The organism is Chromobacterium amazonense (assembly GCF_001855565.1).
Lineage (GTDB): Bacteria > Pseudomonadota > Gammaproteobacteria > Burkholderiales > Chromobacteriaceae > Chromobacterium > Chromobacterium amazonense.
Genome location: NZ_MKCR01000028.1, coordinates 1 through 21,620, shown reverse-complemented (window position 1 = coordinate 21,620; position 21,620 = coordinate 1). Strand labels below are relative to the sequence as shown.

The window sequence follows — 21,620 nt, the reverse complement described above, 5'->3', positions numbered from 1 at the left end:
TCAAGAAAAAAGCCCCGAGATTCGGGGCTTTGCTTTAGGCCGGTTCCGGCATGCCGTACATGCCGTCTATCATGGCGCGGCAGCGCTCGGCGATGACCTTGCGCCGCAGCTTCAAGGTCGGCGCCAGTTCGCCGGCGTCCACGCACCAGGGCTTGTCCAGCAGCGAGAACTTCTTGATGTGCTCCCAACTGCCAAAGCAGCGGTTGAAGCGCTTGATCTCGCGGTCTATCAGCTCCACGACTTTGGGATGACGGCTCATCTCGCTGTCGTTGGTGTAGGCGATGCCGTGCTCGGCGCACCATTCCTTCAACTTCTCGTACAAAGGCACGATCAGCGCGGCGGCGTATTTCTGTCCGTCTCCCACCACCATGATCTGGTCGATGAAGGCCGACTCCTTCAGTTTGTTCTCCAGCGCCTGGGGGGCAATGTACTTGCCGTTGCTGGTTTTGAACATTTCCTTCTTGCGGTCGGTGATGCGCAGGTAGCCGTTTTCCAGCACGCCGATGTCGCCGGTGTGCAGCCAGCCGTCGCGCAGCGCCTCGGCGGTCTGCTCCGGTTCCTTGTAGTAGCCGGTCATCACATTGTCGCCGCGGACGAGGATTTCGCCGTCATCGGCCAGGCGCACTTCCACGCCGGGCAAAGGGAGACCGACGCTGCCAATGCGCACGCCCTTGGCGGTGAACGGATTGGCGGAAATCACCGGCGAGCTTTCGGTCATGCCGTAGCCTTCGGCCACCGCGATCCCAGCCGCCCAGAACATCCGCGCCAGGCGCGGCTGCAGCGCGGCGGAGCCGACATTGATCGACAACAGCTCGCCGCCCATTGCGGCGCGCCATTTGCTGTAAACCAGTTTGTCGGCCAGCGCGTGCTGGAGGGCTTGCAGCGGCGAGGCGCGGCGATTCGGCTCGAAGGCTTCGGCGCGCGCCAGCGCCCATTGATAGATGCGGCGTTTGGCGCCGGTCAGATCGCGGGCCTTGCCCACCAGTTTTTCATGCACTTTCTCCAGCACGCGCGGCACGGCGCTGAAGGTATGCGGCTTGATGTCGGCCAGCGCTGACGATAGGCACTCCACGCTGCTGAAATAGACGCCGGTGCCGCTGTACAGGTAGTAGAACACGCCGGCGCGCTCGAAGATGTGCGACAGCGGCAGGAAGCTCAAGGCGCGGCAGCGGCCCTGCGGCAGGCCGGTGAAGGCGGCGGTGGCCACCACGGTGCTCAGCACGTTGCGGTGGGTCAGCATGACGCCTTTGGAACGGCCGGTGGTGCCGGAGGTATAAATGATGGTGTAGACATCGTCGGCGCGGACAGCGTCGCGCAGCGCGTCCAGTTCCGCCATCCGCTCGGGGCGCGCCAATTCGGCGATCTCGCGCCACGACGGCACGCCATCGATGTCAGCCAGGCCGTAGATCGGGCAGGACAGCTTGCCCAACGCCTCGTACAGTTTTCGTTGCAATGCAGCACTGCCGGCGAAGGCCAGCTTGACCTCTGCATGCGTCAGGATATAGCGTGCATCATCCAGGGTGATGGTGGGGTACAGCGGGACGCTGACGGCGCCGATCTGTTGCAGCGCGATATCGGTCAGCACCCATTCGATGCTGTTGTCGGCTGCGATCGCCACCTTGTCGCCGCGGCCTATGCCCAGTTCCAGCAAGCCCAGGCTGACGCGGTTGACGGTGTCCCGTACTTCGTTGGTGGACAGCTGCCGCCACGTCTTGCCGGCTTTGGCCGCCAGGCAGTCGGTGCGCGGGTAGTTTCCGAGCTGGTGGGACAGTATGTCAAAAACGCGTTCTAGCTTCATGCAAACGATAGTTTTGATGCGAAACGGTGCAAAATAGTCCTAAAGCGTGTCGATGTAAAGTAAAAATCCGCGCTGAGTTGGCGTAGATCAGCTCAAGTTGCCGATATTTGCTCGCAATTGCGTTGAAATTGCCGGCTGTCGATGCAATGGGCATGGCAAATGCATGATTTGCCGTTGGTTTCGGTGGGATTGTTCGACGATTCGTGCAAGTTAATGATTTTGAGGAGTTTTTGTGAAATTTTCCACGCGCGCCATCCATGTCGGTTACGACAATGCCGGACATAACCGTTCGGTAATGCCGCCGCTGTACCAGACTTCCGTATTCGCCTACGACCATGTCGGCGAGGCGATGCCCTACGTCTATGCTCGCAGCGGCAATCCTACGCGCAGCGCGCTGGAGGATTGCCTGGCCAGCCTGGAGGAGGCCCGTTATGGCCTGGCTTTTTCCAGCGGCATGGCGGCGATAGACGCGGTGCTGCGCGCCTGCCTCAAGCCCGGCGACGAAGTGATCGCGCTGGCGGACCTGTATGGCGGCGCTTATCGCTTGCTGACCCAAGTGATGGTGCCGGCCGGCATCAAAGTGCGCTTCGTCGATCTATCCAATCCCCATCAGCTGGAATCCGCCATCACGCCGGCTACCCGGCTGCTGTGGCTGGAGTCGCCTACCAATCCGCTGTTGGGCCTGGTCGATATCACAGCATTGTCCGCAATAGCGCATCGTCATAGTGTAAAGGTGGCGGTGGATAATACGTTTGCCACGCCGTATCTGCAGCGCCCGCTGGCGCTGGGCGCCGATATCGTGGTCCATTCCGCCACCAAATATCTGGGCGGCCACTCCGATGTGCTGTTGGGCTTGGTGGCGGTCAGCGACGACAAGCTTTATCAGGATATTCGTTTCGTGCAGAACGCCGCCGGGGCGGTGCCGGGGCCGCAGGATTGCTTTCTGACGCTGCGCGGCATCAAGACACTGGCTTTGCGCATGGAGCGGCATTGCGACAACGCCGAGCGGGTGGCGGATTTCCTGAGCCGCCACGCCGCGGTGGCCAAGGTGTTTTACCCGGGCTTGCCGACGCATCCGGACCATGAGCTGGCCCAGCGGCAGATGAAGCGTTACGGCGGGATTATCAGCATCAAGCTGCGCGATGACAGCCGCGAAGCGGCGAACCGCTTCGCGCAGCGTTTGCGGCTGTTCGCGCTGGCGGAGTCGCTGGGCGGGGTGGAGTCGCTGATCAATCACAGCTACACCATGTCGCATGGCAGCATGCCGGCCGAGCGCAAGGCGGAATTGGGCATCGTAGAAGGCGGCTTGCGCTTGTCTATCGGCATCGAAGACATCGAAGACATTCTGGCCGATCTGGAGCAGGCGCTGGGCGAGTAAGCGCGGCGCTGGCTGCGGTTGCCTTTAAGGAGAACAGCATGCCACCAGTCTTGTGGCAACGATTGCAGCTGAAATTGCCGGTGATACAGGCGCCGATGGCCGGCGGCGCGACGACGCCGCAGCTGGTGTCCGCCGTCTGCGAGGCCGGCGGGCTGGGGTTTCTGGCCGCCTCAATGCTGTCGCCGGAGCAGATCCGACAGGAGGCGGCGCGCATCCGGGCACGCACATGCCAGCCGTTCGGCATCAATCTGTTCATACAGAACGATCCTGAGCCGGGCGTGGCGGAGCTGGAGGCGGCGCTTGGCTCGTTGCGGCCGTGGCATGCCGAACTGGGCCTGGCCGCGCCGACGGCGCCTGAGCGCTTCTGCCAGCCGTTCGAGGCGCAATGGCTGGCGTTGCTGGAGGCGCGCCCGGCTGTGGCCAGCTTTACGTTCGGCATCCTGACGCCGGAGCAGGTGCGCGCGCTGAAGGCAGAAAACATCCTGGTGATCGGCACCGCGACCAATCTGGCCGAAGGCTTGGCCTGGACCGAGGCGGGCGCCGACGCGGTGTGCGCCCAGGGGCGAGAGGCCGGCGGCCATCGCGGCACGTTCATCGGCGAGCAGACGCAGTCGCTGCGGCCCATGCTGTCCTTGGTGTACGAGCTGGCGCAGAATCTGCCGCTGCCGGTCATCGCCGCCGGCGGCATCATGAACGGGCGCGAGATCGCCGCGGCGATGCGGCACGGCGCCCAGGCCTGCCAGCTGGGCACCGCCTTTCTGCGCTGCCCCGAGTCCGGCATCTCGGCCACCTGGAAGCAGGCCTTGGCGCAGGCCAAGGCCGGCGACACCTGCTTGACCCGCGCCTTTTCCGGCCGCTATGCGCGCGGCCTGTCCAACCGTTACATCGAGGCCATGGCGCGCTGCCAGGAACAGCTGCCTGCCTATCCCGTCATGAATGCCTTGACCGGCCCCCTGCGCGCCGCCGCGGCCCAGGCTGGCCGCAGCGACTTGATGTCGCTATGGGCCGGGGAGGGCGTGGCCGAGGCGCGGGAATTGCCGGTAGCCGAACTGATGGCGCAGCTGCAGGTGGAGTGGCAGGCGGCTTACCGTTAGCAGGCCACCTTGTTTTAGTCTTCGTCGCTGTAGATGGCGATCAGGCGCCGGCCTTCGCCGTCGATCGCCGCGCGGTACATGCCTTCGCAATTGAAGGGCAAGGCCACCCGGCCCCAACGGTCCACCGCGACCACGCCGCCGCTGCCGCCCATCTTCAGTAATTGGCCGTGCACGACGGCATCGCAGGCGCTTGCCAGCGTTTCATCTAGGTGGCGGATGCGGGCGGAGATCTCGTGGCCCACCGCCGCGCGGACAAAGTATTCGCCATGGCCGGTGCCGGACACGGCGCAATGGCTGTCGGCCCAGGTGCCGGCGCCGATCATCGGCGTGTCGCCGATGCGGCCCGGCCATTTGGCGGTGCGCCCGCCGGTGGAGGTGGCTGCCGCCAGTCGTCCTTGTTCATCCAACGCCACGGCGCCGACTGTGCCGTGCTTGCGGTCTTCCGGGATGTCTTCGTCGCCGCCGCCTTGCGCCAGCCTTTCCATTTCCAGCTGCAGAGCCTGCCAGCGCTTCTCGGTATGGAAGTAGGCTGGCGGCTGCATAGGCTGGCCGATGCGGCGGGCGAAGTCCTCGGCCGCCGTAAAGCCCAGCGTCACATGCGGTGTGCGTTCCATCACTGCGCGGGCCAGCAGCACCGGATTCTGCACTTGGGAGAGTCCGGTGACGCTGCCGGCATCCTGGAGGCTACCGTCCATCACCGCGGCTTCCATTTCCTGCTTGCCGTCCAGGTTGTAAACCGAGCCGCAGCCGGCGTTGAATAGCGGATCGTCTTCCAGCGCGCAGACGCAGGCGCATACCGCGTCCAGCGCGCTGCCGCCGGCAAGCAGCACCGCATGGCCGGCATCCAGCGCCTTTTCCAAACCTTTGCGGTAAGCTTTTTCCTGCTCGGCGCTCATGTCTTGGCGGCGCAGCGTGCCGGCGCCGCCATGCAGGGCCAGGGCGATGGTCATGGGTCGGTCCTTTTCGTGATGAACGGATCGCTGAATAGAATGAGGTTTTTTAGCGGAGAGAGCTAGAGGTTGTTCATGCCGCAGGAAGCCTTGCGTGCCTGGCCTTTCGTGCAGGGCATCCGCAATAGAATGCCTGGCTTGGCAAGGATGGCGGCTCAGGTACATAATTGTTGAGTAAATTGCTCAACAATAGGATTTCGCGATGAATGCCGCCCTGGAAGCCGAGATTCAACAAAAGTACACCACCGAAACCATCACTGAAATGCGGCTTTGGACCGACAAGCTGATCAGCTTCCGGCTGACGCGTCCTGAGTCGTTCCGTTTCAGCGCCGGCCAGTTTGCCCGGCTGGGTCTGCCGCTGGAGGGCGGCGGCCAGGTGTGGCGCGCCTATTCCATGTGTTCGGCCGAATACGACGAGTGTCTGGATTTTTACTCCATCGTGGTGCCGGATGGGCAATTCAGCTCGCGCTTGGCCATGCTGCAGCCGGGCGATCAGGTGATGCTGGACAAGCGGGCGATGGGGTTCTTTCAGGCGGACAGGCTGCCGGATGGGCGAGATCTATGGTTGTTGGCCACCGGCACGGGCATCGCGCCCTACTTGTCCATTTTGCAGCAGCCGGAGGTTTGGCGGCGTTTCGAGCGCATCGTGCTGGCGCACTGCGTGCGCGAGGCGGCGGAGCTGTCATTCCAGCAGGAAATCGCCGCGCTGCGATCCCATCCGCTGTGGCAGGAACATGGCCATAAATTGCAGTATCTGCCGGTGGTGACGCGCGCCGCGCCGGCCGGCATGCTGAATCAGCGCATCCCGGTCTTGCTGGAGAGCGGCGAGCTGGCGGCGCGCGCCGGCATCGAGATGTCGCCGGAGCACAGCCGTTTCATGCTGTGCGGCAACCCCAAGATGGTGGAAGACACGCATCGCCAACTGATGAAGATGGGCTACCGCATGACGCGGCAGAACGCGCCGGGCCATATCGTGCTGGAGAATGGCTGGTAGCCCTCATGCTGACGGTATGGCGTTTGCGGCGAGGGTGTTACGATGCAGGCTTGCTTAATTGACGGTGATGACCGATGCCTGCCTTGTCTACCCTGCTGCTGTTCTCCCTGGCCTGCCTCGCGCTGGCCGCCACGCCTGGCCCGGACATGCTGTTGATCGCCAGCCGCAGCGCGAGCCAGGGGCTGCGCGCCGGCTTCGCCACGCTGTTCGGCATCCAGGTTGGGACTTACTGCCATGCGCTGCTGGCGGCGCTGGGACTGGCTCAATTGTTCGTGCTGGTGCCGATGGCTTATGACGCGGTGCGCATCGCCGGGGCCGTCTATCTGCTGTATCTGGCTTGGACCACGTTGCGCAGCGACGGCGTGCTGCGCGCTTCGTCGGCCGCCGCGGCAAGCCAATCCTTGCGCCGCATCGCGCTGCAGGGGCTGACCACCAATCTGCTCAATCCCAAGATGGCCTTGTTTGTGCTGGCGCTGTTTCCGCAGTTCATCGAGCCGCAGGCCGGCCCGGTGGCGTTGCAGATCATGTTGCTGGCCACGCTGCTGAATGGGGTGGCTTTCGGCGTCAATGCCCTGGTGATCGTCGCCAGCAGCCGCATGGGCACGGTTTTGTCCGGCGGCGGCACCGGGCGTTGGCCGCAGTATTTGCTGGCTACCGTGTTCGGCGGCTTGGCTGTGCGTTTGCTGGCGGCTTCGCGGCAATGAGCGCCCGCCGGCGTTTCGGCTATGGTTAGGGCAGGGACTGCTTCCGGCGAGGCAGGCTTGCTGTCCGGCAAACTTTCAGGAGCGGTAAACCATGGCCGATGTCGGTGGCGATACGGAGATTGCCAGTCGTTTGCTGTCTTTGGAGCAGGACAGCGAGTTGCTGATCGCGCTGTTCAATCCGCGCGATCTGCTGTGTTACGCCAATGCCGCCTTCTGCGGCACGTTTGGCGTGGGGCCGGACGAGCGGATCAGTTGGGAGCAATTGATGCGCCGCGGCTATGAGCGCGGGCATGGCAGCCGTATCCGCACCGACGACATCGATGCCTGGATCGCTTCCGCCCGCTCGCGGCGCGGCAAGCAGCCGTTCCGCACTTTCGAGGCCGATTTGACCGACGGCCGCTGGATCTGGGTGACGGAAACGCTGCAGGCAGACGGCTGGCTGCTGTGCGTCTGCTCCGATATTTCCAGCTTGCGGGCGGACGAGCGCGAGCTGCGGATCGCGCGCGATGCGGCGCAACGGGCGGCGTTGACTGACCCGTTGACCGGCATCAGCAATCGCGCCCACATCATGGGTCAGCTGGAGCGGCTGTTGCGCCAGCCACGGGCGGCGGAGTCTCCCGCTTGCGTGGTGGGAATACTGGACCTGGACCATTTCAAACGGATCAACGACCGTTACGGCCACCTGGCGGGCGACACGGTGCTGCGCGATTTCGTGCGGAGGGTGCAGCCGCTGCTCGAGCCCAAGGATGGCTTGGGACGGCTGGGCGGCGAGGAATTCCTGCTGTTGATGCCGGATCGGACATTGCGCGAGGCGGAGCTGATGGTGACGGCGATCCTGGCCTCGGTGGCGGAGTCGCGGCCGCTATTGGAGCCGGCTGACTTTGCCTATACCTGCTCCGCCGGCCTGACTCTGCTGCGCGCCGGCGATGATACCGCGCAGGCCCTGGGGCGGGCGGACGATGCCTTGTATCGGGCCAAGGAGGCCGGGCGCAACCGGCTGGCGACCAAGCTATAGCGTTTTGCACTGGGCAAAGGTTTGGCAAATGGAAAAGGCGGGAGCTCGCTCCCGCCTTTGTCATGGCCGCGCTTACTGCTTGACGCAGTCCACGCAATAGACCTTGCGGTCCTGCATCTCCACCGCCACCAGGCCGTGGACATCGGTTTCGAAGCCCGGCAACTCGCGGTTGAAGGCCTGGGCGAAGCGCAGGTAGTCGACGATGGTCTTGTTGAAGCGTTCGCCCGGAATCAGCAGCGGGATGCCCGGCGGGTACGGCGTCAGCAACACCGCGGTGACGCGGCCTTCCAGCTGGTCCACCGGCACGCGCTCGATCTCGCGGTGCGCCATCTTGGCGAAAGCGTCGGCCGGACGCATCGCCGGCTCCATGTCGGACAGGTAGATGTCGGTGGTCAGCCGCGCCACGTCGTGTTTGCTGTACAGGCTATGGATGCGCTGGCACAGCTCGCGCAGGCCCACCCGCTCGTACTGCGGGTATTTAGCGACGAAGTCCGGCATCACGCGCCACATCGGCTGGTTCTTGTCGAAATCGTCCTTGAACTGCTGCAGCAGCGAGATCAGCGTGTTCCAGCGGCCCTTGGTGATGCCGATGGTGAACATGATGAAGAAGCTGTACAAGCCGGTTTTTTCCACCACCACGCCGTGTTCGGTCAGGTACTTGGTGACGATGGCGGCCGGAATGCCCATTTCTTCGAAGCTGCCGTCCACGTCCAGGCCCGGCGTCAGCACGGTGGCCTTGATCGGGTCCAGCATGTTGAAGCCTTCTTCGATGCCGGCGAAACCGTGCCAGCGCTCGTCCGGGCGAAGCGTCCAGTCGGTCTGGTCGCAGATGCCGTCGTCTGACAGGTCGTCCGGGCCCCATACGCTGAACCACCAGTCTCGGCCATACTCCTCGTCCACCTTGCGCATGGCGCGGCGGAATTCCATCGCCTCCACCAACGATTCTTCCACCAGCGACTGGCCGCCCGGCTGCTCCATCATGGCCGCCGCTACGTCGCAGCTGGCGATGATCGAGTATTGCGGGCTGGTCGAGGTGTGCATCAGGTAAGCCTCGTTGAACCAGGCGGTGTCGAGCTGGCGGTTCTGAGGGTCTTGCACCAGGATTTGCGAGGCCTGGCTGATGCCGGCCAAGAGCTTGTGGGTGGACTGGGTGGAGAACACCAGGCTGTCCTCGCAGCGCGGCCGGCCCTCGCCTATGGCGTGGAAATCGCGGTAGAAGTCGTGGAAGCTGGCGTGCGGCAGCCAGGCTTCATCGAAGTGCAGCGTATCCACTTCGCCGTCAAGCAGGCCCTTGATCTCCTCGACGTTGTACAGGATGCCGTCGTAGGTGGACTGGGTCAGCGTCAGGATGCGCGGCTTGCGGTTCGGGTGCTTCTCCAGCGCTTCGCGGGCGAACGGATTGGCCAGGATCTTCTTCTTGATGGCGTCCGGCTGGAATTCGGACTTCGGAATCGGGCCGATGATGCCGTAGTGGTTGCGCGTCGGCATCAGGAACACCGGGATGGCGCCGGTCATGATGATGGCGTGCAGGTTGGACTTGTGGCAGTTGCGGTCCACCAGAACGATGTCGCCGGCGGCGACGCAGCTGTGCCAGACGATCTTGTTCGAGGTGGAGGTGCCGTTGGTGACGAAGAACAGGTGGTCGGCGTTGAAGATGCGCGCGGCGTTGCGCTCCGAGGCCGCCACCGGCCCGGTGTGGTCCAGCAGCTGGCCCAGCTCGTCCACCGCATTGCACACGTCGGCGCGCAGCATGTTCTCGCCGAAGAACTGGTGGAACATCTGGCCCACCGGGCTTTTCAAGAAGGCCACGCCGCCGGAGTGGCCGGGACAGTGCCAGGAATAGGAGCCGTCGTAGGCGTAGTCCACCAGCGCGCGGAAGAACGGCGGCGCCAGATTGTCCAGATAGCTCTTGGCCTCGCGGATGATGTGGCGGGCGACGAACTCCGGCGTGTCCTCGTGCATGTGGATGAAACCGTGCAGCTCGCGCAGGATGTCATTCGGGATGTGGCGCGCGGTGCGGGTTTCGCCGTATAGATAGACCGGGATGTCCGGGTTGCGGCGGCGGATCTCGGCGACAAAGCCGTATAGATTGCCCAGCGCCTGCTGCGCCGAATCCTCGGTCTGGAATTCCTCGTCGTCTATCGAGAGGATGAAGCCGGCGGCGCGGCTTTGCTGCTGGGCGAAGGAGGTCAGATCGCCGTAGCTGGTGTAGCCGATCACGCTCATGCCTTCCGCCTCCATGGCGGCGGCCAGTTCGCGGATGCCGGAACCGCTGGTGTTTTCCGAGCGGAAATCCTCGTCGATGATCACGATGGGGAAATGAAAACGCATACCTGAGTCCTTGTTGCTGTTAACTCGGACATGGCGGCGGGGCCGGCAGATCGCCGTAGTGCCGCGCCGCAATGTCGCTCGGTGCGCGTGGGGCGCAGATCTGTACGCACGGGCAGAAGAAAAAGTCTTCGCCGCCGCCCTGGAGGCTGGCCTTGAGGCGCGAATAAAACGGGTCGCTTTGCGCCGCGGTCCGTACTTGGCGACCGTAGTCGCTTCACGTCAGCCGGCCTGGAGAACATCCCAAGAAAGCGCGCATTGTAGACCTTTTGTCTTGCAGCTTGTGCTGCGATGCGGCACGCGCGGCAAAAAAAACGCCATGCGCGCCAGACCCAGGTTGGGCATGGTTGGCGCAGTGTGGCGCCAAGGCGGCTAAGCGCATGTTTTTATTGGATGTCGGGCGGCGGCGTTTCGTCTTGCCGCGGGGCCGGCAATGCCTGGCGCAACTGTTGTTTTTTTCTCCGTTTGGCTCGGTACAGGCTGAGGGAGCGGGCGACGATGGACAGGCCGGCGCTGGCCAACAGCAAGGCCAGCGGCGCGGCCACCAGCCAGGGAAAATAGCCCACGGCCAAGGCCAATAGGCACAGCGCGACGCCTATGCTGAGAAAGGCCGGCGCTTCGCTGCTTTCCACGCTGCGGCTGCCGTGCACCACGGCGCCCAGCATGTCGCCAAGCCGGGCGGCTTGGCGCGCGGCGGCGCTGGCGCTGCTTAGCGCCATCTCCTTGGGCGAGCCGCGGTGGCGTCTTTCTTGTCGTACCGGTGTAGGCACCGCGCGCTTGCGCGTCGGTTTGAGCACGATTTCGGTGGCGTGCTCCAGGTCCTGCAGGAAACGTTCTGCCAGTTGCGCCGCCAGGGTGGCGTCTTCCAGCGCGATGTCCAGCTCACGGTTGACCAGCCAGCTGGACAAATTCAGGTTGGTGGAGCCGATGCGCGCCCAGCGTCCGTCGGCGACGGCCGTCTTGGCGTGGATCATCGGGCCGTCCCATTCGAACACCCGTACGCCAGCCTCCAGCAACGGCCGGTACTGAGTGCGCGAGACGGTGCCTATCCAGCGGATGTCGCTGGAACGCGGCACCAGCAGCCGCACATCCACGCCATCCAGCGCCGCCTGTTTGAGCGCGGACAGATACAAGCTGGTGGCCATGAAGTAGGCGTCGGTCAGCCATAGCGTATGGCGGGCGAAACTGGCCACCAGCAGGTCCAGCCGCATCATCCTGGCGGTTGAGGGCGTGGTGGCGATCAGCCGCGCCGCCGTTTCGCCGCAAGGCTCGGTTTGGGCCGCTTGCAGCCAGCGCGCTTCCAGCGGCGAGCCGCAGCTGGCCCAGCTGTCGGCAAAGGCGGCCAAGGCCTGCGCCAGCAAGGGGCCGCGCAGCGCGAGTCCGGTGTCGCGCCACGGCGCCAGACCCTTCTCCGGCTTGCCTTGCCAGCTGGCGCTGATGCACAGGCCGGCCACAAACAGCTCCCGTCGGTCGACGATGATCATCTTGCGATGGTTGCGGCCGAGCATGCTGAGTCCGTCGCCCAGGCTGGGCGGATGATAGGCGCGCACTTCGGCGCCGGCCAGGATCAAGGGTGTGAAAAAGCGGAATAGATGGGCCCGCCAACTGCCGAGCCAATCATATAGCAGACAAACCTGGATGCCAGATTTGGCTTTATTGATGAGGATGTCGCGGATTTTCACGCCAAATTGGTCATTGGCGAAAATATACATTTCAATAAAGATTGAATCCTGGCTGGCGGCGAGGGCATTTTCCCAGGCTGGGAAGTTTTGCGCGCTGTCGTACAGCAATTCCACCTGATTTCCTGCCGTCAGAGGCGCGCCGGCTGAGCGCGACAATGCCTGTTCCGCCAGCTGGCGGACGAATTGCAGGGTTTGTTGCGACTGATCGTCTCGATTCATGATTATTTTGAATGTTGTCTGACAAAATACAAAATATTGCGCAAATTGCTAGTTTGTATCTGCTTCATGCTGTGAAAGGCTGTCGTTTTTTTGAAAATTTTTGTCTCAAAAAATCAAAAAATGCGCATGATTCAAGTAGTGGAATTACATATCAAAAACAAGACATTGTGCATCAACTGATTGAAATCAAATGATTGTTGCGGCGCGGTAAACCGGCTTGCGGCAGGCGCGATCTTGCCCGTAGAATCGAACACATCACTACAAAGTATAAATGGGCAGAGAAATGGACCGACAGCGTCGATTGCAGGGCACATTGTATAAACCGGAATTCGAACAGGACAGCTGCGGCTTTGGCCTGATCGCCCAGCTGGACGACAAGCCCAGCCACTGGCTGGTAGCCACCGCCATCTCCTCGCTGGCCAAGCTGACGCACCGCGGCGCGGTGGCGGCGGACGGCAAGTCAGGCGACGGCTGCGGCCTTTTGTTCAAGAAACCGGACGGTTTTCTGCGCGAGGTGGCGGCGGAGGCCGGCATCGCGCTGAAGTCAGTGTACGCCGCCGGTCTGGTGTTTCACCACTCTGATCGGGCGATAGGCGCGCGCAGCCTCGCGCGCCTGCGCGAACATCTGGAGGCGCAGCAGCTGGAAGTCGCCGGTTTCCGCACCGTGCCGGTCGATACGGCGGCTTGCGGCGAAACCGCCTTGGCTTCCTTGCCTGCCATCTCGCAGGTATTCGTGAACTGTCCGTTCGGCATGGACGAGCTGGCCTTCCAGCGCCGGCTTTACATGGGGCGCCGCTTGGCGGAAAAAGCCAACCGCGAGGACGACTCCTGTTTCTATCTGCCCACGCTGTCGCCGCACACCATCTCCTATAAAGGCCTGGTGACGCCCGAGAACCTGCCGCGCTTTTTCCTGGACCTGGCCGATCCGCGCTTCGAGTCCAGCCTAGCGGTATTCCACCAGCGCTTCTCCACCAATACCTGGCCGCAATGGAAGCTGGCCCAGCCTTTCCGCTTCCTCGCCCACAACGGTGAGATCAACACGGTGCAAGGCAACCGCAACTGGGCGCGCGCGCGCGAGCGCATCATGGCCTCGCCGCACCTGGATATGGACGCGGTCCGCCCCATCGTCCAGACCGACGGTTCGGACTCGATGAGCCTGGACAATATGCTGGAAGGGCTGCTGATGGGCGGCATTCCGCTGTTCCGCGCGCTGCGTCTCTTGGTGCCGCCGGCCTGGCAGAACGTGGACAGCACCGACAAGGACCTGCGCGCCTTCTACGAATTCAACTCCATGCACATGGAGCCGTGGGATGGCCCGGCCGGCATCGTGCTGACCGACGGCCGCTACGCTGCCTGCATGCTGGACCGCAACGGCCTGCGCCCGGCGCGCTGGGTGCTGACCCGCGACAACATCCTGACCATCGCGTCGGAAGTCGGCGTCTGGGACTACCGCGCGCAGGACGTGGTGAAGAAGGGCCGTGTCAAGCCGGGCCAGCTGTTCGGCGCCGACCTGATGAGCGGCGAGCTGCTGATGCCGGAAGACATCGACGCGATGTTGAAAAGCGCCAAGCCGTATCGGCAGTGGATCAAGGACAGCGCCAAGTATCTGGAGCTGTCGATCGAGGATGATGCCGGCGTGGAGCCGCTGTCCAAGGATGAACTGACGCGGCTGCAGAAGATGTTCAATCTCAGCCGCGAGGAGCGCGACCAAATCCTGCGCGTGCTGGCGGCCGATGGCCAGGAAGCCGTCGGCTCGATGGGCGACGATACGCCGATGGCGGTGCTGAGTCAAAAAGTGCGTTCGCCGTTTGATTACCTGCGCCAGCAGTTCGCTCAGGTGACCAACCCGCCTATCGACCCGATCCGCGAAGCGGTGGTGATGTCCTTGAACACCGTGTTCGGCCCCGAGCGCAATATGTTTGAGGAGAGCGCCGAACACGCCAAGCGGCTGGAAGTGCGCAGCCCGGTGCTGAGTCACGAGAAGTTCACCCGCGTCACCACTCGGCCGGAGCCGTATCTGAAGGCCACCAATTTCGACCTGTGTTACGACCCGGCCGAAACCACGCTGCGCGAAGCGATTTCCTGTCTGACCCGGCATGTGGTGGAAGCGGTGCAAGAAGGCACGGTGGTGGTGGTGCTGTCCGACCGCCACGCCACCGGCCAACGCCTGCCCATCCACGCGCTGTTCGCCACCGGCGCGGTGCACCACGCGCTGATCGACGCCGGCCTGCGCTGCAAGACCAATATCGTGGTGGAGACCGCCGCGGTGCGCGACGCCCACCAGATGGCATGCGTGCTGGGCTACGGCGCCACCGCGGTCTACCCATACCTGGCCTACCAGACCATCATCGAACTGGTGAACAACGGCGACGTGCCGTTGAAGGCCAACGAAGCGTTGCAGCATTACCGCAAAGGCATCAACAAGGGCCTGCTCAAGGTGCTGTCCAAGATGGGCATCTCCACGATCGCTTCGTATCGCGGCGCGCAGCTGTTCGAGGCGGTCGGCATCCATGAGGAAGTGGTGGATCTGTGCCTGAAGGGCACGGTGTCGCGGGTGTCCGGCGCCAATTTCGACGATTTCGAATCCGATCAGAAGCAGCTGGCCAAGCTGGCCTTCAATCCGATGCGGCCGATCAATCATGGCGGCCTGCTCAAGTATGTGCACGGCGAGGAGTACCACGCCTACAACCCGGACGTGGTGCAGCTGTTGCAAAAGGCGGTGCAGAACGGAGATTACGAGGTTTACCTGCGATACGCCGAAACGGTGAATACCCGCCCGGTGGCGATGCTGCGCGACCTGATGCAGCTGAGGCTGGCTGGCGAGCCGATTCCGCTGGACGAGGTGGAGCCGGTGGAAGCCATCGTCAAGCGTTTCGACTCGGCCGGCATGTCGTTGGGCGCGTTGAGCCCGGAAGCGCACGAGGCGCTGGCCATCGCCATGAACCGTCTGGGCGGCCGCTCCAATTCCGGCGAGGGCGGCGAGGATCCGGCGCGCTACGGCACCGAAAAAATGTCCAAGATCAAGCAGGTGGCGTCCGGCCGCTTCGGCGTCACGCCGCATTACTTGGTCAACGCCGAAGTGCTGCAGATCAAGGTGGCCCAGGGCGCCAAGCCGGGCGAGGGCGGCCAACTGCCAGGCGACAAGGTGTCCGGCCTGATCGCGCGGCTGCGCCACGCCAAGGAAGGCGTCAGCCTGATCTCGCCGCCGCCGCACCATGACATCTACTCCATCGAAGACCTGGCGCAGCTGATCTTCGATTTGAAGCAGGTGAACCCGTCGGCGCTGGTGTCGGTGAAGCTGGTGGCCGAACCGGGCGTCGGCACCGTCGCCGCCGGCGTGGCCAAGGCTTATGCCGACTTGATCACCATCTCCGGCTACGACGGCGGCACCGGCGCCTCGCCGCTGACCTCGGTCAAATACGCCGGCTCGCCGTGGGAGCTGGGCCTATCCGAGGCGCAACAGGTGCTGCGCGCCAACGGCCTGCGCGGCCGGGTGCGGGTGCAGACCGACGGCGGCCTGAAAACCGGCCTCGACGTAGTCAAGGCGGCCATCTTGGGCGCGGAGAGCTTCGGCTTCGGCACCGGACCGATGGTGGCGCTGGGCTGCAAATACCTGCGCATCTGCCATTTGAACAACTGCGCCACCGGCGTGGCGACGCAGGAAATCAAGCTGCGTTCCAAGTACTTCACCGGCCTGCCGGACATGGTGGTCAACTACTTCCTGTTCATCGCCCGCGAAACCCGCGAGTGGATGGCCAAGCTGGGCGTGCGCTCCATGGAAGAGCTGATCGGCCGCATGGACCTGCTGCAAGTGCTGGAAGGCGAGAGCGAGCGCCAGGGGCGTCTCGATCTGTCCCCGCTGCTGTCGCTGGGCACGGTGCCGGATAGCGAGCCGCGTTACTGCATAGCCGAAAGCAATCCGTCTTTCGACAAGGGCGAGCTGGCCGAGCAGATCCTGCAAGACGCGCTGCCGGCCATCCACAACAAGCAGATGCTGGAGCTGGCTTATCCAATCGAAAACACCCATCGCTCCATCGGCGCGCGCCTGTCCGGCGAGATCGCCCGCGTCCATGGCGCGGCCGGTTTGCCGTTTGGCTGCCTGAAGGTCAAGTTCACCGGCAGCGCCGGCCAGAGCTTCGGCGTGTGGAACGCGGCCGGCCTGCATCTGGAACTGGAAGGCGACGCCAACGACTACGTCGGCAAGGGCATGGCTGGCGGCCGCGTCACCATCTATCCACCCAAGGATGCCGGCTACCCGGCGGGCGAGTCCATCATCATCGGCAATACCTGCCTGTACGGCGCGACCGGCGGCCAGCTGTTTGCCGCCGGCATCGCCGGCGAGCGCTTCGGCGTGCGCAACTCCGGCGCGCTGGCGGTGATCGAGGGCGCGGGCGACCACTGCTGCGAATACATGACCGGCGGTGCCGTCATTGTGCTCGGCGAAACCGGCTATAACTTCGGCGCGGGCATGACTGGCGGCTTCGCCTTCGTCTATGACCCGATCGAGAAATTCGCCTACCGCTATAACAACGAGCTGATCGACATCCACCTGATCAATGGCGAAGCGATGGGCATGTACCGCGCCTATCTATTGGAAAAAATCGCCAAGCACGTGGAGTTGACCGGCTCCGAAACCGGCCGCGCCATGCTGCAGAACTTCGACGACTACGTCGACTACTTCTGGTTGGTGAAGCCCAAGGCCGCCAAGCTGGAAAGCCTGCTCAAAGACTAAGCGCTGCTTGCAAACCATCTATTAGGGCGGCGCGAGGCGTCGCCCTCCCTCGCGGGAGAGAAACAATGTCCGATGTATTCCAGTTCATGAAGCTGTCGCGCAACCCGGGCGACAAAGTTGAAGCCAGCGTTCGCAAAATCGAATTCAAGGAAATCTACCAGCCCTTGCATGCGGTGGACGCCGTCGATCAAGCCGGCCGCTGCCTGTCCTGCGGGAATCCGTACTGCGAGTGGGAGTGCCCGGTGCATAACTACATCCCCGATTGGCTGAAGCTGGTAGAGGAGGGCCGTCTGTTCGAAGCGGCTGAACTTTCTCATCAAACCAATAGCCTGCCGGAAATCTGCGGCCGCGTCTGTCCGCAAGACCGGCTCTGCGAAGGCGCCTGTACCCTCAACCAGGGCGGCTTTGGCGCCGTTTCCATCGGCAGCATCGAGAAGTACATCACCGACGAGGCCTTCAAGGCCGGCTGGCGGCCGGATATGTCAAAGGTACTTTGGACGGACAAGACCGTGGGGATCATCGGCGCGGGTCCGGCAGGCCTAGCCTGTGCGGACGTGCTGGTGCGCAATGGGGTCAAGGCTGTAGTGTATGACCGCTACGAAGAAATCGGTGGACTGCTGACCTTCGGCATTCCGGAGTTCAAGCTGGAGAAAGACATCGTTCGCCGTCGCAGAGAAATACTGGAAGGCATGGGTGTGGAGTTTGTGCTGAATACTGAGGTCGGCAAGGACATCAGCTTTGACAAGCTTATGAGTAAGCACGATGCCGTGTTTATGGGTATGGGCGCGTACAATGCCATGTGGGGAGGCTTCCCGGGCGAAGACAGCAAGGGCGTGCTGCAGGCGTTGCCCTATCTGATCAACAACGTGCGTCAGTCTATGGGAACCTTGCCCGAAGGCGAGGTTCCGATCTCGATGAAGGGCAAGCGAGTGCTTGTGCTTGGTGGCGGAGACACCGCGATGGACTGCAATCGCACCGCTATCCGGCAAGGGGCCAAGCGGGTGATCTGCGCCTACCGCCGCGACGAGGCTAATATGCCCGGTTCAAAGCGTGAAGTCGCCAATGCGCGCGAAGAAGGCGTCGAATTCCAATGGAACCGGCAGCCGGTGTCAGTCGAACCGATGATTGGCGGAACGCTGGCGGTTAAACTTGCGGAAACGCGACTTGGCGAGCCGGATGCTAGGGGGCGGCGAAATGCGGAGATTGTGCCGGGCAGCGAAGAAATCGTAGAGTGCGAGCATGTGATTGTGGCGTTCGGGTTTCAGGCGGAAGCGGCATTATGGGCGGAGAAACAAGGCATCGCCACCGCCGCCAACGGCCGCACCCTAGCCGCCGCGCACGGCGTGCACAAATACCAGACCAGCAATCCCAAAGTCTTCGCTGGCGGAGATATGGTGCGGGGAGCGGACCTGGTGGTACGGGCGGTGTTTGAAGGGCGACAAGCGGCGGAGGGGGTGTTGGGGTATTTGAGTATTTAATAAAGGAACGACCACCGTTGAGTGGTCGTTTCAGATAACTGAAAAAGTGAGCTTGGCGCGATTTCCGGATACCAGCATAGCGCCTAGATGGCCTTTCTGTGTCCCTCAAACCAAGCAATGAAGCGCCCCGGGTTTCGCGGAGGCTCCCTCACTTGAGAGAATGGAGCCATGAGCAAATCCACCAAGTTTTCCCCAGAAGTCCGCGAGCGCGCTGTGCGCATGGTCTTTGACGCCAAGGATCAGTACGAATCGCAGTGGGCCGCGATTGTTTCTATTGCCGCCAAGATCGGCTGCACCGCCGAAACGCTGCGCCGCTGGATACGCCAGCAAGAGCGCAATGCCGGCCAGGGCGATGGCCCGGCGGGCACCGAAGCTGCCCGCGTCAAAGCACTCGAGCGCGAAGTGCGCGAACTGAAGAAAGCCAACGAGATCCTGCGGCTGGCCAGCGCATTTTTCGCGCAGGCGGAGCTCGACCGCCGCTTCAAGTCGTGAGAGCTTTCATCTGTAATGACCCACTGACTCTCTGCTCAGGTCATAATTCACACAGGAGCATGTGATGAGTATGACCATGGAAGACGAAATCAAGCGTTGGACCGCCAAGCGCAAAGCCGCTCTGGTGATGGAAATCATTCAAGGCAAGACCACGGTCGCCGAGGCTTCTCGCGCCTTCGATCTGTCACCATCCGAAGTCGAGGAGTGGGTCGATGAGGCCAAGCGCGGCATGGAAAATGCGCTGCGGGCCAAGCCGATGGAGATTCGCGAGCAGTACGAGAAACAGATCAAGGATCTCCAGGAAGCCTACGGCGAAGCCATGCTGGAGCTACGCGCCAGAAAAAAATTACAGTCCCTGTTGGGCGAGGACGACAAGTAATCGAGTTCGTTCGGCAGGGACTGGCTGAAGACGGCATCCGGGTCTCGGTCAGCAAGTTGTGCCGCTGGTTTGATATCCCCCGGCGCACGGTGTATTACCGCACGCAGAAGGCGGAGCCCAAACTCCAGCAGCACTTGGTGGAGCCGATCAAGGCGATGATCGAAGAGAACCCCTCATTCGGCTATCGCACAGTCGCAAGCCTTCTGGGCTTTAACAAGAATACCGTGCAACGCATCTTCCAGCTCAAGGACTGGCAGGTGAAGAAACGCCCGGTTGGCTTCCGCCCACGTGTCCAGGCATTGCCTTCGGTGGCACAGCGACCGAATGAACGCTGGGCCACCGATCTGTGCCGTATCTGGACGGGAAAGGATGGCTGGAGCCATCTGGCCTTGGTGATTGACTGCTGCACCCGGGAGTTGCTGGGCTGGCACCTGTCGCGCAGCGGCAAGTCGAAGACGGCTGAATCTGCGCTCGAACATGCCCTCATCAGCCGATTTGGCTGTCTGGGGCGTGTGCCGGAGAAGTGATCTGCCCCCGCTAGCCATACCAGCAATCAGGAGAGAAGTCCTAGGTTTGCATGGTGGTGGAACCTGCTGATCTTTGGCTTGCTAATTGTGCCTGGCGATGGCGTGCCGCAAATTCCGCTGGCGGTATCCGGCCAATCGATCCATGGGGACGGACTTGATTGTAATCGTCCCGCCACGCGGAGATGATCTGCCTGGCCTCCGCCAGCGAATCAAAGACATGCTCGTTCAGGCATTCGTCGCGGAGTCTGGCATTGAAGCTTTCGATGTAACCATTCTGCATCGGCCGGCCTGGTTGAATCAGGATGTGGCGGATGCCGCGGCTTTGCGCCCAGCCCATGAATGCCCGACTGGTGAACTCCGGCCATTGTCCGTCCGGATCGCTGACGGATAGCCGCGAAATTGCGCCGCCTGATCCAACATCCGCGTGACGTATTGACCGGACATCGAGAAATCCACCGCAATCTGCACCGCTTCGTGGCTGAAGTCATCGGCGACCGTCAGGCATTTCAAGCGCCGACCACTGGCTAACTGGTCGCTGACAAAATCCATGCTCCACACCTCATTCCACTGTGTAGCGGCTTGCAGCGGCGTGCGCACGCCGGTCAGCTTACGCCGACGGTTACGTCGTCTAACCGCCAGACCTTGTTCGCGATACAAGCGGTACACCCGCTTGTGGTTGATGCCCGGAAACTCTGCGCGCAACAGGTCATACACTCGCCGATAGCCAAAGCGGCGGCGCGTGTGGGCGATATCGATGATGCGGGCGGTCAGCCGATGCGTGAATGCATCGGTTTGCGGCGGATGTCGCCAGGCGTCTCGAGAAAGCCCCACAAGCCGGCAAGCGCGGCGTTCCGACAATGCCAGTCCGCTGCTTAGCATGATGCGGATGGCCTGCCGCTTGGCTTGCGGGGCTAGCGCTTTATCCCGAAGGCGACCTTGAGAGCTTCGATATCGAGGTGGGCTTCGGCCAGCAGCTTCTTGAGCCGGGCATTCTCGGCTTCCAGATCGCGAGCGCGCTGCAATTCCGCGACGTTCATGCCGCCGTATTTGCTTCGCCATTTGTAGAAGGTGGCTTCAGAGAAGCCTCCCTGGCGGCAGACCTCCTTGATGGCCATGCCGAGTTCGGCCTGCTTGAGAAAGCCGATGATCTGCTCTTCGGTGTATCTGCTCTTCTTCATATCCGTCATTTTCCTTCAAGTGACAGACTTCTCTCTACTTTTGATTGGTAGGAGCTGAGGGGAGCAGATCACAGCTTCTCGCGCTGCTCTTCGTTCAGTTCATGGGGCATGATCGAAAGCGGGAGAGTAGAGGCTACTCAAGCAGTGTAGCAGCTGCTTTAGGCATGTGACTGAGAAAGGGCTGACGCAGAACAAACGGCTTCAAATCCGCCGAACTAAGGGCCTCTCGCCTGGCCCATCGCGCGCCGCGCTCATAGGGTAGCCAGCATGAAGCTTTCCACCGCCTGCGCCAGCTCTTCCGGCTTTTCCCATTGGATCATATGGCCGGCGCCCGGTATGGTCGTTTCGCTCAGCCGGGCGAAACAGGCGCGGCGCTCGTCCAGCGTGGACATGACGCCTTTGACCGCGGGATGCTCAAACGGATGTTCGCCCATGACCCACAGCACAGGCGCGGTGATGCGGCGCCAGCAGGCCATCGCTTCCTCCAGCCGGTACAAAACCGGATTGACCATCTTTTGGCGCGGATCGGCGCGATAGATGACGCCGTTCTCGTCGGTCGGTCAGTTCCGCCGCCAGCCATTGCGCGCGTTCATCGCTGAGCAAGGGGTTGCGCCCGCGCAGCTTGTCCGCCACTTGTCTCGCATCCACCATCGCCTCGTAGCCGATGTCGGA

15 protein-coding genes and 2 pseudogenes are annotated in these 21,620 nt (G+C 62.7%); 11 read left to right on the top strand and 6 right to left on the bottom strand.

Annotated features, from left to right (window positions below; all coding sequences use genetic code 11):
• Nucleotides 1-34: 34 nt before the first annotated feature.
• A complete protein-coding gene (locus BI343_RS13300; protein ID WP_071110050.1) occupies nt 35-1,798 on the bottom strand; it encodes an AMP-dependent synthetase/ligase in 1,764 nt (587 codons plus the stop codon).
• Between the two features lie 232 nt (nt 1,799-2,030).
• On the opposite strand from BI343_RS13300, the gene BI343_RS13295 reads away from it, so the two are divergent.
• Both BI343_RS13295 and BI343_RS13290 read left to right on the top strand, forming a co-directional pair.
• Nucleotides 2,031-3,176, top strand: coding sequence for a trans-sulfuration enzyme family protein (locus BI343_RS13295; RefSeq protein WP_071110049.1), 1,146 nt, complete (start codon nt 2,031-2,033; stop codon nt 3,174-3,176).
• A gap of 38 nt (nt 3,177-3,214) precedes the next feature.
• Nucleotides 3,215-4,270: an NAD(P)H-dependent flavin oxidoreductase gene (locus tag BI343_RS13290; RefSeq protein ID WP_071110048.1), complete on the top strand. Its 1,056-nt coding sequence runs from the start codon at nt 3,215-3,217 to the stop codon at nt 4,268-4,270.
• Nucleotides 4,271-4,284: 14 nt separating this feature from the next.
• On the opposite strand, the gene BI343_RS13285 is transcribed toward BI343_RS13290, so the two are convergent.
• The gene (locus BI343_RS13285) at nt 4,285-5,220 is read right to left on the bottom strand and encodes an isoaspartyl peptidase/L-asparaginase family protein (RefSeq protein ID WP_071110047.1); all 936 of its coding nucleotides are present in this window, start codon (nt 5,218-5,220) and stop codon (nt 4,285-4,287) included.
• 202 nt (nt 5,221-5,422) lie between these two features.
• Between BI343_RS13285 and BI343_RS13280 the strand changes: the two genes are divergently transcribed.
• From BI343_RS13280 to BI343_RS13270, 3 genes are all read left to right on the top strand, one after another.
• On the top strand, nt 5,423-6,214 hold the full coding sequence (locus BI343_RS13280; RefSeq protein ID WP_071110046.1) for a ferredoxin--NADP reductase: 792 nt from the start codon (nt 5,423-5,425) through the stop codon (nt 6,212-6,214).
• Between the two features lie 74 nt (nt 6,215-6,288).
• Nucleotides 6,289-6,918, top strand: a complete 630-nt coding sequence (locus BI343_RS13275) for a LysE family translocator (RefSeq protein WP_071110045.1) — start codon at nt 6,289-6,291, stop codon at nt 6,916-6,918.
• Nucleotides 6,919-7,009: 91 nt separating this feature from the next.
• Entirely contained in the window at nt 7,010-7,933 is a 924-nt protein-coding gene (locus BI343_RS13270; protein ID WP_071110044.1) for a GGDEF domain-containing protein, read from the top strand.
• Nucleotides 7,934-8,005: 72 nt separating this feature from the next.
• Here the strand turns inward: BI343_RS13270 and BI343_RS13265 are convergent, their stop codons facing one another.
• Nucleotides 8,006-10,264: an arginine/lysine/ornithine decarboxylase gene (locus BI343_RS13265; RefSeq protein ID WP_071110043.1), complete on the bottom strand. Its 2,259-nt coding sequence runs from the start codon at nt 10,262-10,264 to the stop codon at nt 8,006-8,008.
• 383 nt (nt 10,265-10,647) lie between these two features.
• Nucleotides 10,648-12,162, bottom strand: a complete 1,515-nt coding sequence (locus tag BI343_RS13260) for a phospholipase D-like domain-containing protein (RefSeq protein ID WP_071110042.1) — start codon at nt 12,160-12,162, stop codon at nt 10,648-10,650.
• 11 nt (nt 12,163-12,173) lie between these two features.
• Between BI343_RS13260 and BI343_RS19730 the strand changes: the two genes are divergently transcribed.
• The 6 genes and pseudogenes from BI343_RS19730 to BI343_RS13235 all read left to right on the top strand — a co-directional run bounded on the left by BI343_RS19730 (nt 12,174) and on the right by BI343_RS13235 (nt 19,770).
• Nucleotides 12,174-12,356: a hypothetical protein gene (locus BI343_RS19730; protein WP_139165729.1), complete on the top strand. Its 183-nt coding sequence runs from the start codon at nt 12,174-12,176 to the stop codon at nt 12,354-12,356.
• 89 nt (nt 12,357-12,445) lie between these two features.
• Nucleotides 12,446-16,894, top strand: a complete 4,449-nt coding sequence (gene gltB, locus BI343_RS13255; RefSeq protein ID WP_071110079.1) for a glutamate synthase large subunit — start codon at nt 12,446-12,448, stop codon at nt 16,892-16,894.
• A 65-nt stretch (nt 16,895-16,959) separates the two neighbouring features.
• On the top strand, nt 16,960-18,372 hold the full coding sequence (locus BI343_RS13250) for an FAD-dependent oxidoreductase (RefSeq protein WP_071108986.1): 1,413 nt from the start codon (nt 16,960-16,962) through the stop codon (nt 18,370-18,372).
• 168 nt (nt 18,373-18,540) lie between these two features.
• Nucleotides 18,541-18,875: pseudogene (locus BI343_RS13245) on the top strand (transposase); the annotation flags it as partial.
• A 53-nt stretch (nt 18,876-18,928) separates the two neighbouring features.
• On the top strand, nt 18,929-19,243 hold the full coding sequence (locus BI343_RS13240) for a DUF1153 domain-containing protein (RefSeq protein WP_071108984.1): 315 nt from the start codon (nt 18,929-18,931) through the stop codon (nt 19,241-19,243).
• A 56-nt stretch (nt 19,244-19,299) separates the two neighbouring features.
• On the top strand, nt 19,300-19,770 hold the full coding sequence (locus BI343_RS13235; protein ID WP_211269389.1) for a DDE-type integrase/transposase/recombinase: 471 nt from the start codon (nt 19,300-19,302) through the stop codon (nt 19,768-19,770).
• Nucleotides 19,771-19,810: 40 nt separating this feature from the next.
• On the opposite strand, the pseudogene BI343_RS19725 reads toward BI343_RS13235, so the two are convergent.
• Nucleotides 19,811-20,948: pseudogene (locus tag BI343_RS19725) on the bottom strand (IS3 family transposase).
• Between the two features lie 251 nt (nt 20,949-21,199).
• Nucleotides 21,200-21,460: an alpha/beta fold hydrolase gene (locus BI343_RS13220; RefSeq protein WP_071110041.1), complete on the bottom strand. Its 261-nt coding sequence runs from the start codon at nt 21,458-21,460 to the stop codon at nt 21,200-21,202.
• Nucleotides 21,461-21,620: the final 160 nt, after the last annotated feature.

Coding starts and splice junctions, on each gene's coding strand:
- BI343_RS13290 (WP_071110048.1), top strand. CDS start 3,215: ATGCCACCAGTCTTGTGGCAACGATTGCAGCTGAAATTGCCGGTGATA.
- BI343_RS13220 (WP_071110041.1), bottom strand. CDS start 21,460: ATGGTCAATCCGGTTTTGTACCGGCTGGAGGAAGCGATGGCCTGCTGG.
- BI343_RS13300 (WP_071110050.1), bottom strand. CDS start 1,798: ATGAAGCTAGAACGCGTTTTTGACATACTGTCCCACCAGCTCGGAAAC.
- BI343_RS13275 (WP_071110045.1), top strand. CDS start 6,289: ATGCCTGCCTTGTCTACCCTGCTGCTGTTCTCCCTGGCCTGCCTCGCG.
- BI343_RS13270 (WP_071110044.1), top strand. CDS start 7,010: ATGGCCGATGTCGGTGGCGATACGGAGATTGCCAGTCGTTTGCTGTCT.
- BI343_RS13285 (WP_071110047.1), bottom strand. CDS start 5,220: ATGACCATCGCCCTGGCCCTGCATGGCGGCGCCGGCACGCTGCGCCGC.
- BI343_RS13260 (WP_071110042.1), bottom strand. CDS start 12,162: ATGAATCGAGACGATCAGTCGCAACAAACCCTGCAATTCGTCCGCCAG.
- gltB (WP_071110079.1), top strand. CDS start 12,446: ATGGACCGACAGCGTCGATTGCAGGGCACATTGTATAAACCGGAATTC.
- BI343_RS13280 (WP_071110046.1), top strand. CDS start 5,423: ATGAATGCCGCCCTGGAAGCCGAGATTCAACAAAAGTACACCACCGAA.
- BI343_RS13265 (WP_071110043.1), bottom strand. CDS start 10,264: ATGCGTTTTCATTTCCCCATCGTGATCATCGACGAGGATTTCCGCTCG.
- BI343_RS19730 (WP_139165729.1), top strand. CDS start 12,174: ATGTTGTCTGACAAAATACAAAATATTGCGCAAATTGCTAGTTTGTAT.
- BI343_RS13240 (WP_071108984.1), top strand. CDS start 18,929: ATGAGTATGACCATGGAAGACGAAATCAAGCGTTGGACCGCCAAGCGC.
- BI343_RS13250 (WP_071108986.1), top strand. CDS start 16,960: ATGTCCGATGTATTCCAGTTCATGAAGCTGTCGCGCAACCCGGGCGAC.